Below are 13885 nucleotides of genomic sequence, written 5' to 3'. Positions count from 1 at the left end.
GTGTTTTTAGCGCTGTGAGGGCGTTAACCGTGGGTTTTTATTTTCTCTGGCAGCAAACCTTTCGGAGCAAAGCGTAGTACCAGGGTAATCAACATGCCGATTACCAGAACCCGTGCTTGCAGTGCCCGGCTATCCATATTGCTAGGTGCTTCCCAGCCGAAGGCGTTCTCCCCCAGCGTGACCGCTAGTTGCATTAAAAATAGAGCCAGTGGTTCTGACATAATCCAAATAATATAAACCGCGACTGCCCCAAAAATGGTGCCAAGGTTATTACCTGGGCCACCTAAAATAACCATGACCAGCACCAGGAAGGTGTGATTGAGAGGCAAGTAGCCTTGAGGATCAAACAGGCTGTTAAAGGTGCCCAGCATGCCGCCGCCAAGGCCCATCAAAATACAGCCTAATACGAAAATTTCCAGGCGCCGCTTGTTGATATCTTTACCCATGGCCGCTGACGAGACTTCGTTATCGCGAATCGCACGAATCATTCTTCCCCAGGGGGCGTGGTACGCCCGATGGAGTAAAAAGAAAATCACTGCGATCACGACAGCCGTCACAGAAAGATAAATCGCTCGGGAAAGCGTAAAGCCGAGTTCCGCCGGGCCAGGGGTAGGCCAAGGAAGAGGCGATACTGTGGCAGTGCCGCGTGTCAGCCAGTCGGAATTTTTCAAAAAAGCTTTGATGATTTCCGCGATACCCAGTGTGGCAATGGCGAGGTAGTCACTGCGTAGGCCAAGACAAACGTGGCCAATAAAGTAACCAACGCCGCCAGCAAGGGCGCCACCGACAATCCAGCCTACCCAGGCAGGTAAGCCAAAACCGCCAATAAAGCCCGCCTGAGACTGTATTTGACTGGTCACCTCGCGAAGCAGGCTGATGACAATCAAATAGAGTACGATCCCGATCACGACGGCGAGTACGGTACGCAGCTTTTTCGGCACGCCGAACCGATCAAGCTTTGTAACTCCGACGACGATCAAGGTTGCCGCAATGCCATACAATAGAACTTGGCCGAGCTCTCCCGGTAGTTCAGTACCCCAGAATGCGTCATTCACTGGGACGCTAAACAGCATGGCGCAGAAACCGCCGAGTGCGACGAAGCCCATGACACCAGCATTAAACTGTCCGGCGTAGCCCCATTGAATCGTTAGGCCCAGAGCAAGAATGGCGTAACAAGCAGCTTCTACCAGCATGCGCGTACTGTAGGCTGCGCCCATTGCCGCGTAGACTGCTAGCACGGCAGCTAATAGAGCGCCAAATAGCACCAGCTCGCGCAACGGAAAGCGCCGCTCAGGAGTGGCATCTTTGGGCGTGTAGGCAGGATTGTGGTTTTTTGTGGAATGGCTCATTAGATCACCTTGCCTTTAAACAGGCCGGTAGGACGCCACACTAAGATGGCCACCAAAATAAAGAACGGCACCACGATTTTGTACTCAGTGCCTACAAAGGCGAGGTTAGAGGGGAGCTCCAGCCAAGTAGGTAGGCTGTCGCGGAAGGGACGTAGGAGAACATTCCAGTTAAATACCGCCAGGGTTTCTGCAAAGCCGACGACAAATCCCCCTGCAATGGCCCCGTACGGGTGGCCTACGCCTCCGACAATGGCCGCCGCGAAAATAGGCAGTAGCAGGAAGAAACTTAGGTCGGGTTTAAACGTGACATCTAGTGACAACAGGGTGCCCGCAATTGCCGCCAGCCCGCCTGCAATCACCCATGTGACGGCCACAATGGTGTTGGTATTAATACCAGATGCCTGAGCAAGTTCAGGGTTGTCTGACATGGCGCGCATGGCTTTGCCAAGTCGCGAGCGATTGAGGAATAGGTGTAGGGCGACCACTGCCACTAACGTAATCACAAACAAATAAATCTGAGGCTCGGTAATCACGATGGGGGCTCGAACTCCCTCGAAAGGTAGCGCGATGCGGAAAATTTCCTTGCGGTCATCGACGTACAAGCTTTGACCACCGGTGCCGGAAAATAACCGGATAAGCCCTTGAAGCATGAGCGTTACGCCCAGCGAGCCAATCACCATCACGATAGGTTTGACGCCATGGGCGCGTAGCGGTTTATAGAATGCTTTATCAATGCCCACCGCCAGCGCTGCCGTCAGTAACATGGCTAACGGCAGCATGATAAGCGCCGTTGGTACGCCGATACTGGCACCTGCCGCTGGGAAGGCAGTTGTCAGTAGTAGCACCATAAAGGCACCAAAGGTCATTATGTCGGCATGGGCAAAGTGGGCAAAGCGCATAATGCTAAAGATTAGCGTGACGCCAATGGCACCAATGGCATAAATAGAGCCAGTGACGCTACCTGCAATCACTACGTTATTGATAAAAAAGACCAGTTCGTTCACGCGTTTCTCCCCCGGGCTAGCCGCCCAAAAAGCTTTTGGCGACGTCAGGGTCAGCCAGTAACGCAGCCCCCGTGTCTGTAAAGCGGTTCTGTCCCGCCGCCAGCACAAAGCCTTTATCGGCAATGGCTAAGGCCTGTTTAGCATTCTGTTCCACCATCAAAATGCCCACGCCAGCGGCGTTAATTTTTTTAACCCGATCAAAAATTTCATTCATGTAAAGGGGCGACAAGCCAGCTGTTGGCTCATCCAGTAGCAGCAGACTAGGTTCAGCCATTAACGCACGGCCCATGGCGACCATTTGGCGCTGACCACCGGAAAGCTCTCCCGCGGGCTGGTGACGCTTCTCAACGAGAGGGGGGAAGAAGTCGTAAACTTGCTCCAGCATGCGCTTTACGTTTTGAGGTTTAAGATAGGCACCCATTTCCAGGTTCTCTTTAACCGTCAGGCTGGGGAAAACGTTTTTCTCCTGGGGGACAAAGCCCATGCCACGCTCAACCAATTGATTCGGCGGCAGGTTATGGATCGGCTGTCCGTTAAGCAAAATCTCGCCCTGATTAACGTTCAACAGCCCAAAAACTGCTTTTAGCATCGTGGATTTGCCTGCGCCGTTAGGGCCAACAATGACACCAACTTCATCGGCATACAGGGTCATATTGACCCCATTAAGGATATTCATACTGCCATAACCGCCGTGCACATCGCGTGCCTCAAGCAGTGGCTGTGGGGATGACGGTGTGGATGACATAGGCGCGTCTCAGCTGGGCCGCACTGTGGTGAACAATGGCGACCATGTTGTTGTGGCTGTTATCTAGGTGACAAACTCAGCGTTATCAAGCGGCATCAGTGCCGAAATATGCTTCTATAACGGCCGGATTGTTTTGTATTTCTTCAATTGAACCCTCAACCATGACGCTGCCTTGGGCCAGTACAATCACTGGATCGCAGAGCCGCGAAATCATATCCATATCGTGCTCAATCACCAGAAAGGTATAGCCCATTTCGCGATTTAAACGTTCGATATTGCCCATTAAATCGCCAAGTAGCGTGCGGTTTACACCAGCGGCGATTTCGTCTAACAGCACGACTTTGGCATCGGTCATCATCGTGCGGCCTAGCTCTAGCAGTTTTTTCTGACCACCCGACAAGTTGCCCGCAAGCTCGTTACGTACATGATGCAAGCCAACAAACTCAATGACTTCCAGTGCGCGGCGGCGCACCTCTGCCTCCTGGCTGCGTACCAGGGCAGGCTTGAACCAGGTATTAAATAGATGTTCCCCTGCTTGATTGGGTGGCACCATCATCAAGTTTTCCAGTGCGCTCATTTGGCTAAACTCATGGGCGATTTGGAAGGTGCGTAGTAAGCCTTTGTGGAAGCGTTGATCAGCGCTTAGCGAGGTAATGTCTTCACCATCCAACAGAATGCGGCCACTATCTGGCGTAAGTGCGCCCGCAATTAAATTGAAGAGCGTGGACTTACCTGCTCCGTTGGGGCCGATCATGCCGGTAATTGAACCTTTTTCAACACGGATTGAGCAGTCGTTGATAACGTGCAGCCCGCCGAAGGCTTTGTTGACGTGTTGTACCTCGATAAGGGGAGTCATCATGTCCTCGCGCCGCAGGCGACCTTTGGCCGCCTGGGTTATTAGCATTATATTAAGCAGGCTTACGCAGCCGCTGACTCAAGGCAAACGCACCGACAATGAGCAGTGCGCCGAGGGTTGGGATAACGTAGCCTTCCACTTGTGGAAGAGTACGTAAAAATACAAATGATACTGCAGCAGGACCCACAAAGCGCACCAAGAAACGCCAGGTTTTAAACCATGTAAGGTTGGTACCAAGCTCTTTCATCACTTCGCTTTGGGTCAGTGCCCAGCCTGCAAATAGAGCGATCATTAGCCCGCCCAGCGGCATAAAGATATTGGTCAACAGCTCAATAAATTCAAAAGCGCTGCGGCCAAAGAGAGCGTGGAAAATCGTCCCTTCGGCCCATATGTTGAAGCTCACTACGGTGAGTAAGCCCATTGCCCAAGCCGCGACGACCATAATGGTGACCGCCTGGGGACGGGTCATATCAAAACGCTCGACCAGAAAGGCCGCAACAGGTTCTATTAACGAAATAGACGAGCTAACCGCAGCCCCCAGCACCAAAATAAAGAAGACCCCGCCCACCAGAGCACCAAATGGCATGTCAGCAAATGCTAGCGGCAAAGTGACAAACATCAGGCCAGGACCCTGACCGGTTTCTAGGCCTGCCCCAAATACCAGCGAGAAAATTGCTAGCCCTGCCACCATGGCAACCGCAGTATCTACAAACGCCACGGCGATAGCTGTTCGAGTCAAGGAGGCTTCGCTGGACATATAAGCGCCGTAGGCCATGATGGCACCCATCCCAAGGCTCAGGGTGAAGAAAGATTGCCCCATTGCCTGTAACCAACCCTCTAAGCTGAGATCGGCAATATTGAACGTAAATAAGAAGCTTGCTGCCGCTCTCACGTCGCCATTAATGACGCCGTAGATAAGTACCACGATGAGAATCACAAACAGCGCTGGCATCATGATGCGCAGCCCTGACTCGATCCCTTTATGAATCCCCATGCCGACAATTAACGCCGAGAAGGCGATAAACAGCGTGTGATAAAGCGTCATCAGGCCCGGAGACGCTAGCAACGCATCAAAGCCAGCGCTAATCGTTGCAGCATCGGCACCGACTAATGAGCCAGTTAGCATCAGCCACGTGTAGTGCAGTGCCCAGCCAGCAATGACAGAATAAAAACTCAAAATTAAAAAGGCGGAAGCAGCGCCCAGCCAGCCAATGGATTCCCAGGCACGGGAGGTCTTATGTGTTTTGGTTAAATGGCGCATCCCCATAATGGGGCTTTGGCGACTGGTTCGCCCAAGCATTGTTTCCGCAATCAAAATGGGGATGCCAACCGCAAAAATGGTCAGTGCGTAAATTAAAATAAATGCACCACCACCATTTTCCCCTGTGAGATAGGGAAAGCGCCAGAGGTTGCCTAGGCCGACGGCAGAGCCAACCGCTGCTAGCAAAAACGTGCCTTTGTGAGTCCAGACGTTATGACCGCTCATGTGGAGGAGTGTCCATGTCGTGGTGAAAGGATGGGGGTAAATATCCAAACACCTGTATGAATTATAGGTTGCCAGTGCTCCAGGGCCGCACTGAGATAAGTACTACTTTGCGATAGAACGCCTACGCTTACCAGCCTGCTAGCGTTAAGGCTGCGTTTATGACGCCGCTTGGCGTAGGGCACGGGGCATGGGGGGAGGCGAAAGCGAGAAAAGTGTGAGGGAAGAGCGTTATCAACCCCATAAAAAAAGAAGCCCGCACATGGCGGGCTTCAGGGACTTGCTGTCGATCATTTACTATCGAGCGTTGACTGGCAAAGAGTTATTTCTTGCTAGCACGCTTACGCTCGTTTTCGGTTAAGTGCTTTTTACGCAGACGAATATGGCTGGGAGTAACTTCTACCAATTCATCAGAATCCAAGAATTCGATGGCCTGCTCAAGAGTGAACTTGATCGGCGGCGTCAACACGATGTTTTCATCATTACCCGTTGAGCGCATGTTATCGAGTTTTTTGCCTTTGGTTGGGTTAACTACCATGTCGTTGGCACGGTTGTTAATACCAATCAGCATACCTTCGTATACTTCGGTCGCATGATCAATAATCAGCTTGCCGCGTTCTTGCAAGGCGTAGAGCGCGTATGCAAGGGCTTTACCGCCGACCATAGAAACTAGTACGCCATTGCGACGCTCGATAGACGCATCGGGCTTAAGTGGTCCGTAGTGGTCAAAGCGGCTAGTCAGGATGCCGGTACCTGAGGTCAAGGTTAAGAACTGACCACGGAAACCGATCAAACCGCGCGCCGGAATAATAAAGTCCAAACGAACACGACCTTTGCCATCAGGGTTCATGTTAGTTAGCTCGCCCTTACGGTAGCCAAGCTCTTCCATGATAGAGCCTTGGTGCTGCTCTTCACAGTCGATGATGACCTCTTCGTAAGGCTCTTGCTTAACGCCATCGATCTCTTTAATGATAACTTCTGGGCGGCCAACCGCCAGCTCGAAGCCTTCACGGCGCATGGTTTCGATCAATACCGACAAGTGCAATTCACCACGGCCAGATACCTTGAACTTCTCAGGCGTTTCGCCCTGCTCAACGCGTAGTGCTACGTTGTGAATCAGCTCTTGTTCCAGGCGATCTTTAATATTACGGCTGGTGACGAACTTGCCTTCTTTGCCAGCAAACGGGGAGTCATTGACCTGGAACGTCATTGAAACGGTCGGTTCGTCAACAGACAGTGGCGGCAATGCTTCAATGGCACTTGGATCGCACAGCGTGTCAGAGATCGATAGATCTTCAATGCCAGTAACGCAAACGATATCGCCTGCGGTAGCTTCTGTCGTTTGGACGCGCTCAAGACCCATATGGGTCATAACCTGGCCGATCTTACCCTTGCGGGTAGAGCCATCAACGCTGATAACCGAGATTTGCTGGTTAGGCTTCACCGAGCCACGCTTGATACGGCCAAGGCCGATAACGCCCACGTAACTATTGTAATCCAGCGCCGAGATTTGCATCTGGAACGGACCATCAATCTCAACGGCGGGTGGCTCGACGATATCGACAATCGCCTGGAACATGGGGTCCATGTTGTCAGCCAACTCTTCCGGATCCATGCCAGCAATGCCGTTCAGCGCCGAGCAGTAGATGATTGGGAAATCAAGCTGGTCGTCGGAAGCACCGAGGTTGTCAAACAGATCAAAAATCTGATCAATAACCCAGTCAGGGCGAGCGCCGGGACGGTCAATTTTATTGACGACGACGATCGGCTTTAGGCCCTGGGCAAATGCTTTCTGAGTAACGAAGCGCGTTTGCGGCATAGGGCCGTCAACGGCATCTACCAGAAGCAGTACCGAGTCCACCATGGACATGACCCGCTCAACCTCGCCACCAAAATCGGCGTGTCCAGGGGTGTCCACGATGTTGATGTGGTAATCCTTACCATTGCCATCTTGCCACTGAATAGCAGTATTTTTGGCCAGGATGGTGATGCCACGCTCTTTTTCCTGGTCATTGGAGTCCATGATGCGCTCTTGGCCTTCGGCCTTGCGGTCGAGCGTTCCGGACTGGCTTAACAGCTTGTCTACCAAGGTAGTTTTACCATGGTCAACGTGGGCGATGATGGCAATGTTGCGAAGATTCTCGATCACGACGCGATCCTGCTAGAAAAATAGGGCGGCATTATAGGGTCTGGGTGCGGTTCACTACCAGTGCTGTCTTAAATAAAGGTGCAAGTCAATAACCTAAACATGGCAGTTTTCGCTCTAGCGGTGCTTCCGTTAAGATAGGCGTTTTCCCAGTTGGGGCAAGCACATGACCATCGGTAACCTGATGCGTTTGTTAAGCGATGGCGAGGTTCATTCCGGTGAACAATTAGGTGAAGCGCTGGGCGTTTCCCGAGCCGCCGTATGGAAACAGCTAAAAAAATTAGACGCATTGGGCGTTGAGCTGGTGGCTGTGAAAGGTCGCGGTTATCGACTTGCCTATCCGTTAGAGCCGCTGGATGGGGCAAAAATTGTAGAGCGTTTGCCCGCGAATGCTCGCCATCTCTTATCCAGGCTATTCATTGAAGACCAGCTGCCATCGAGTAATGAATATATACGCCAGCGATTTGCGCAGGGAGCAGGGCACGGTGAAGTATGCTTTGCTGAGCTACAAACCGCCGGTCGTGGCCGTCGCGGGCGCGTATGGTCTACGCCTTGGGGGCAGAGCTTAATGCTTTCGCTTGGCTGGCGTTTTGAGTCAGGGGTTAACGCCCTGGAGGGGTTGAGTCTTGCGGTTGGCGTGGTGGTTGCTCAAGTGCTGGAGCAGTATGGGGTTTCACCCAAATTAAAATGGCCTAACGACATATTGCTGGCAGAGAAAGGTAGTGAGCTTGGCAAGCTGGCCGGTATTTTGATTGAAGTCACTGGGGATGCAGCAGGTCCGTGTGAAGTAGTCATTGGGATTGGCATGAATCTGTCGCTACCCGATAGTCTGCGTGCCACTATTGATCAGCCTGTGGCGGCGCTGTTTGATGCAAAGGCGGGTATTTCGCGCAATCAGTTAGCTGCGGATATGGTATCTGAATTATTGGATATGCTGGCAGGCTTCGAAAGCGAAGGGTTTACCCCTTGGCGAGACGAATGGAATAGTCGCCATGCCTATGCAGGGTTGCCGATCCGTATTATTCAGGGTGAGCGCTCAAGTGATGCAGTGGCTAGAGAGGTAGATGAGAGTGGTAATCTTTGGGTTACCGAAAATGATCACTCGCGACGCCTGTCGGGCGGTGAGATCAGTGTACGCAGGCGCCTATGATTTTGGATTTGGATATCGGCAATACGCTATCAAAGTGGCGGTTAAAAGATGCCGAAAGTAGTGAGATACGTTCACGAGGTGCGGTGTGGACGCGAGAAGAGTGGCGGCCAGGGGCAGATATTCCGAATCTTGACGTAGTAGAGGCAGTACGTATTTCCAGTGTTGCCAGAGCTACCGTGCTGGAAGAGACCGTTGCCTTGCTGCGTCGCCAAGTACGCCAGGTCTATGTGGCGCGCTCTACGCCTGAAGCGTTGGGTGTTATTAATGGCTACGAAGAGCCTGGGCGCTTAGGGGTGGATCGTTGGATGGGCGCATTGGCTGGCTATCAATTGGCTGGTGGCTGCTGTGCTGTCGACTGCGGTAGTGCAATAACGATTGATTTTGTACTGCCTGGCGGTGTTCATCTTGGTGGGTTTATTGTGCCTGGTTTGCGGCTGATGAAAGAGAGCCTTAAGTTAGGCACCCGTAACGTGGCGATTGATCCAGAAAGTGAAGCAGACGCGCTACTCGAGCCGGGGCGGCGCACGGTCGATGCGGTGAATCACGGCATCTACATGGCGGCAGTTAGCGCGATTAATCGAATTTATAGCGAGGTGTGTGATCAGCAAGGTGTCGCGTTGCCCATGATGCTAACGGGTGGAGACGCCAGAGTGGTTTCTCGTGGTGTGCAAGTACCCCACGCTGTATGGCCAGATATGGTATATGGCGGATTAGAGGCTAGTTTTCCGCTTACCTTTGCAGAGCGTGCTGGCAAAATGTCAGGCGCGCCAAGCGTGCCTGAGCCTGTTTCGTTAGAAAAAATTCGCGCGGGTCTTGCATTCTCAATGCTGCTTTGACAGAATGCAGCGCGTTCCAAGGCATAAGCCACGCTAAGTATTAGTGTGCAAGTGTTGATAAGTTCACAAGCTTTGAAAAAATAAAGAGTTTGTAAGCTTGACACCGTTTTGGAGGCTGGCATAATGTGCCGCCACAGCTGGAGAGGTTCCCGAGTGGCCAAAGGGAGCAGACTGTAAATCTGCCGCGAAAGCTTCGAAGGTTCGAATCCTTCCCTCTCCACCAGTTTTATCAAGCAGTGACTAAGTCATTGCTTGGGAATGAAAGGCCGGTAAGCGGGCTTAGCTACTGTATATCGTGCAACGGATTGTCATTCCATAGGCAAGTTCGGCGGGCGTAGTTCAATGGTAGAACCTCAGCCTTCCAAGCTGATGGTGCGGGTTCGATTCCCGCCGCCCGCTCCAGTTTGATGTGTTTGGCTCATGTAGCTCAGGGGTAGAGCACACCCTTGGTAAGGGTGAGGTCGACGGTTCAATTCCGTCCATGAGCTCCATATTGCATAAAAGCGAGCTAAGCTCGCTTTTTTTGTTTTCACTCGTCAGTTTTGATGGGTGTTGAATGGGGTTGTCAAGTGGAGAGTTATCCGCTATTATGACGCCCGCTGTTGCGCAGGCATTTGTTTGTGCACATGACGATACAGGCCAGTAGCTCAATTGGCAGAGCAGCGGTCTCCAAAACCGCAGGTTGGGGGTTCGATTCCCTCCTGGCCTGCCAACCTTCCCCAGGTTGGTATGTCTTTTTCTAGAATTCCTTTGTCGCTCGCTGCACCCTTGGGAGTCTCGTTTTTATGAAGCCTAGTTCCGTAAAACATGGCGAAGAGGTGCAACAGTCGCGCCATGACGGGCTCAAGTGGGCAGCGGTTGTGGCGCTGCTTGTTGTTGCAGTTGTTGGTAATACCTATTTCGCTGATATTGGCCTGCTCTACCGCGTATTGGGTGTGGTGGTGTTGTGTGCGATTGCGGGTTTGATCGCGCTGACCACTGCTAAAGGTCGCGATTTAGTAGAGCTTGCCGTAAGCGCCAAGAAAGAGATACAGCGCGTTGTATGGCCGACTCGCCCCGAAACCATTCAGACGACAGCTATTGTGTTGGCGGCTGTTGTGGTGGTGGGTTTGATGCTGTGGTTGATTGATACTCTTCTTGGCTGGGCGATGTCCGGCGTCATTGGTTAGGAGCTTTCATGTCCAAACGTTGGTATGTCGTCCACGCTTATTCCGGCTTTGAAAAGCATGTCATGCGTTCGCTTATCGAGCGTGTGAAAATGTATGGCATGGAAGATCGCTTTGGCGAAATTCTAGTGCCAACGGAAGAAGTCGTCGAAGTGCGTGACGGAAAGCGCCGTAAGAGTGAGCGCAAATTCTATCCAGGTTACGTGCTGGTCGAGATGGAAATGGCCGACGAAACCTGGCACCTCGTCAATGAAACTCCTCGTGTAATGGGGTTTATTGGTGGCACGAAAGAGAAGCCTGCTCCAATTACTTCGCGTGAAGCAGACGCTATTCTGCGTCGGGTGAAAGACGGTACTGATAAGCCACGGCCTAAAACGATGTTTGAGCCGGGTCAATCGGTTCGCGTTGTTGATGGCCCGTTCGCCGATTTCAATGGCGTGGTTGAAGAAGTTAATTACGATAAGAGCCGTTTGCAGGTCAGTGTGTTGATCTTCGGGCGTGCAACACCTGTGGAGCTTGAATTCTCTCAGGTAGAAAAAGAGTAAGTTTAATTAAGTGGCGGGATGGCGTGCATTGCATGTCATCCCTGCATTATGTGAAGCAGCTAAGCGCTGCTTTATGTGTACCGGGGAGCCGTAAGGCGCTATCACCCAACTGGAGTATTTAACATGGCCAAGAAAGTACAGGCTTATATCAAACTGCAGGTTGCTGCAGGTAAAGCCAATCCAAGTCCGCCCGTCGGCCCTGCGCTGGGTCAGCACGGCGTGAACATCATGGAATTCTGTAAGGCGTTCAACGCGGCTACTCAAGAAATTGAGCCTGGCCTGCCGACGCCTGTCGTGATCACCGTCTACTCTGACCGTAGCTTCACGTTCGTCACTAAGACGCCGCCTGCTGCCGTGCTGCTGAAAAAAGCGGCGGGCATCAAGTCCGGTTCTGGTGAGCCGAACAAGAAGAAGGTTGGTACCGTGACGCGTGAGCAGCTTGAAGAGATCGCTAAAACGAAAGAGCCAGATATGACGGCTTCTGATCTCGATGCCGCGGTGCGCACCATCGCTGGCAGCGCTCGTAGCATGGGCCTAAATGTGGAGGGTCTCTGATCATGGCTAAACTAACTAAGCGCGCGAAAGTTATTCGCGAGAAAGTAGACCCGAACAAAGCTTACTCTCTTGAAGAAGCGGTTGCGCTGCTCGCTGAGCTGTCTACCGTTAAATTCAAAGAGTCCTTGGATGTAGCGATCAATCTTGGTGTTGATCCGCGTAAATCTGACCAGGTTGTACGTGGTGCTACTGTCATGCCTAACGGTACTGGCAAAGACGTGCGTGTAGCGGTCTTTACTCAGGGTGCTAACGCCGATGCTGCTAAAGAAGCAGGCGCTGACATCGTAGGTATGGAAGATTTGGCTGAGCAAGTCAAAAAAGGCGTAATGGATTTTGACGTCGTGATTGCTTCTCCAGATGCTATGCGTGTTGTTGGTCAGTTGGGTCAAATTCTTGGTCCGCGCGGCCTGATGCCTAACCCTAAAGTTGGCACCGTTACACCTGACGTTGCTACTGCGGTTAAAAATGCTAAGGCGGGTCAGGTGCGTTTCCGTACCGACAAAAACGGCATTATCCACACAACGTTGGGTAAGGCTGATTTTGAAGCATCCGCTGTTCTGGGTAACCTGGAAGCGCTGGTTGCTGACCTTAAGAGACTCAAGCCGAGCTCTTCTAAAGGTATCTACTTTAAGAAAGTCACCCTGTCCACTACCATGGGCCCAGGTCTGACTATCGACCACTCTGCGTTGGTTTAAGCAAGTAGTCGTACGTTTCGTAAGAGCTGATTAAGTAAGAACCGAGCAAGAACTTTGCGGTCCCCTGTGAATGCGTAAGCCAAGCAGGGCATCGTCAAAGACCGCAGGTGCCGCATCTTTTAAGGGTGCGGCTTAATCGCCCTAAAAGCGCCTGCGCAGATGGTGTGGCCGCCAGTTGGTTGAGGTTTTTAGCCAAACCGCTTTCTGGTGAGCACCATCCCCCAAGGCTTCCAGCGTTGTTTTTCGTCTGGAAGAGATGGTAACCACCGGAGCCTGTTGTGGGTTCCGGCACGAAGGAGTGATCACTGTGCCACTAGCACTTGAAGGCAAGAAAGCGATTGTTGCCGAGGTCAGTGAAGCGGCCAAGGGCGCACTCTCCGTCGTAGTTGCCGATTCTCGCGGCGTTACAGTCGGTAAAATGACCGACCTGCGTAAGCAAGCGCGTGAGAATGGCGTCCAGCTGCGTGTTGTTCGCAACACTCTGGCACGCCGCGCCCTCGAAGGTACTCAGTGGGAGTGCCTGAACGAGAGCTTTGTTGGTCCTACTCTGCTGGCTTTCTCTACTGACCACCCGGGCGCTGCTGCTCGTTTGTTCAAAGAGTTTGCAAAGCAAGATCAGAACTTCGAAGTGAAGGCGCTGGCCTACGAAGGTGAGCTGATTCCGGCTGCTGACATCGATCGTCTGGCAACCCTACCGACTTACGACGAAGCAATTGCCAAGTTGATGTCGGTAATGAAAGAAGCCTCCGCTGGCAAGCTGGTTCGTACTCTGGCCGCCCTGCGCGATCAGAAGCAAGAAGAAGCTGCATAAGCAGGCCTTTTTGCAAGCAGTCTGTGCTGCATAAGCAGGGCGCTGCTTGAACCATGCAATGAATCCTGAGCACTCGGCAAACCGAGGCTCCCGCAAAGTTAGGAACGAGACAATGGCACTGACCAAAGACGATATCATCAATGCTGTAGCCGACATGTCCGTAATGGAAGTTGTCGAGCTAATCGAAGCAATGGAAGAGAAATTCGGTGTTTCTGCAGCAGCAGCCGTAATGGCTGGCCCGGCTGCAGGCGGCGAAGCAGCTGCTGAAGAGCAGACTGAATTTGATCTGGTACTGACCTCTGCTGGTGACAAGAAAGTTAACGTCATCAAAGCAGTTCGTGAAATCACTGGTCTTGGCCTGAAAGAAGCCAAGGGCGCAGTTGATGGCGCGCCAGCTACTATCAAAGAAGCAATGTCTAAAGAAGACGCTGAAGCAGCTAAAACCAAGCTGGAAGAAGCGGGCGCAAGCGTCGAGCTCAAGTAATTCTTGTGCTGACGGCTTTACGCGCTGCGTAAGCTTCCACGGCTGGCGGCGGGCTTATCC

At 52.3% G+C, this 13885-nt stretch carries 14 protein-coding genes and 4 tRNA genes; 12 read left to right on the top strand and 6 right to left on the bottom strand.

Annotation, left to right across the window (positions count from 1 at the left end):
- Positions 1–23 precede the first annotated feature (23 nt).
- The 6 genes from CR46_RS0115315 to typA all read right to left on the bottom strand — a co-directional run bounded on the left by CR46_RS0115315 (position 24) and on the right by typA (position 7586).
- Complete coding sequence (locus tag CR46_RS0115315) at positions 24–1349, bottom strand: branched-chain amino acid ABC transporter permease (protein ID WP_030074226.1); 1326 nt, start codon at positions 1347–1349, stop codon at positions 24–26.
- Entirely contained in the window at positions 1349–2353 is a 1005-nt protein-coding gene (locus CR46_RS0115310; protein ID WP_030074225.1) for a branched-chain amino acid ABC transporter permease, read from the bottom strand. Before CR46_RS0115310 ends, CR46_RS0115315 begins: the two co-directional genes overlap by 1 nt.
- Before the next feature lie 16 nt (positions 2354–2369).
- Positions 2370–3098 (bottom strand): ABC transporter ATP-binding protein, encoded by a 729-nt coding sequence (locus CR46_RS0115305; RefSeq protein WP_030074224.1) that lies wholly within the window; start codon positions 3096–3098, stop codon positions 2370–2372.
- A gap of 85 nt (positions 3099–3183) precedes the next feature.
- Positions 3184–3954, bottom strand: coding sequence for an ABC transporter ATP-binding protein (locus tag CR46_RS0115300; protein WP_030074223.1), 771 nt, complete (start codon positions 3952–3954; stop codon positions 3184–3186).
- 52 nt (positions 3955–4006) lie between these two features.
- The gene (locus CR46_RS0115295) at positions 4007–5440 is read right to left on the bottom strand and encodes a sodium-dependent transporter (RefSeq protein WP_030074222.1); all 1434 of its coding nucleotides are present in this window, start codon (positions 5438–5440) and stop codon (positions 4007–4009) included.
- 319 nt (positions 5441–5759) lie between these two features.
- A complete protein-coding gene (typA, locus tag CR46_RS0115290; RefSeq protein WP_030074221.1) occupies positions 5760–7586 on the bottom strand; it encodes a translational GTPase TypA in 1827 nt (608 codons plus the stop codon).
- 163 nt (positions 7587–7749) lie between these two features.
- Between typA and CR46_RS0115285 the strand changes: the two genes are divergently transcribed.
- The 12 genes from CR46_RS0115285 to rplL all read left to right on the top strand — a co-directional run bounded on the left by CR46_RS0115285 (position 7750) and on the right by rplL (position 13825).
- On the top strand, positions 7750–8733 hold the full coding sequence (locus CR46_RS0115285; protein ID WP_030074220.1) for a biotin--[acetyl-CoA-carboxylase] ligase: 984 nt from the start codon (positions 7750–7752) through the stop codon (positions 8731–8733).
- Positions 8730–9569: a type III pantothenate kinase gene (locus CR46_RS0115280; RefSeq protein ID WP_030074219.1), complete on the top strand. Its 840-nt coding sequence runs from the start codon at positions 8730–8732 to the stop codon at positions 9567–9569. Before CR46_RS0115285 ends, CR46_RS0115280 begins: the two co-directional genes overlap by 4 nt.
- 139 nt (positions 9570–9708) lie before the next feature.
- A tRNA-Tyr gene (locus CR46_RS0115275) sits at positions 9709–9792 on the top strand.
- A gap of 105 nt (positions 9793–9897) precedes the next feature.
- A tRNA-Gly gene (locus CR46_RS0115270) sits at positions 9898–9971 on the top strand.
- Positions 9972–9985: 14 nt separating this feature from the next.
- Positions 9986–10060 (top strand) — tRNA-Thr (locus tag CR46_RS0115265).
- Between the two features lie 145 nt (positions 10061–10205).
- Positions 10206–10281: transfer RNA gene (locus CR46_RS0115260), tRNA-Trp, on the top strand.
- A 73-nt stretch (positions 10282–10354) separates the two neighbouring features.
- Entirely contained in the window at positions 10355–10738 is a 384-nt protein-coding gene (gene secE, locus CR46_RS0115255; protein WP_030074218.1) for a preprotein translocase subunit SecE, read from the top strand.
- Positions 10739–10746: 8 nt separating this feature from the next.
- The gene (gene nusG, locus CR46_RS0115250; protein WP_009723912.1) at positions 10747–11280 is read left to right on the top strand and encodes a transcription termination/antitermination protein NusG; all 534 of its coding nucleotides are present in this window, start codon (positions 10747–10749) and stop codon (positions 11278–11280) included.
- Positions 11281–11403: 123 nt separating this feature from the next.
- On the top strand, positions 11404–11835 hold the full coding sequence (gene rplK / locus CR46_RS0115245; RefSeq protein WP_009098963.1) for a 50S ribosomal protein L11: 432 nt from the start codon (positions 11404–11406) through the stop codon (positions 11833–11835).
- A gap of 2 nt (positions 11836–11837) precedes the next feature.
- Positions 11838–12530, top strand: coding sequence for a 50S ribosomal protein L1 (gene rplA / locus CR46_RS0115240; RefSeq protein WP_030074217.1), 693 nt, complete (start codon positions 11838–11840; stop codon positions 12528–12530).
- 307 nt (positions 12531–12837) lie between these two features.
- Positions 12838–13341, top strand: coding sequence for a 50S ribosomal protein L10 (gene rplJ, locus CR46_RS0115235; RefSeq protein WP_030074216.1), 504 nt, complete (start codon positions 12838–12840; stop codon positions 13339–13341).
- Positions 13342–13453: 112 nt separating this feature from the next.
- The gene (rplL, locus tag CR46_RS0115230) at positions 13454–13825 is read left to right on the top strand and encodes a 50S ribosomal protein L7/L12 (RefSeq protein ID WP_030074215.1); all 372 of its coding nucleotides are present in this window, start codon (positions 13454–13456) and stop codon (positions 13823–13825) included.
- The last annotated feature ends 60 nt before the right edge of the window (positions 13826–13885 follow it).

The organism is Vreelandella neptunia, from assembly GCF_000712975.1.
In the GTDB taxonomy this organism is placed as follows: domain Bacteria; phylum Pseudomonadota; class Gammaproteobacteria; order Pseudomonadales; family Halomonadaceae; genus Vreelandella; species Vreelandella qaidamensis.
This window is presented reverse-complemented; position numbering and strand designations above follow the sequence as displayed.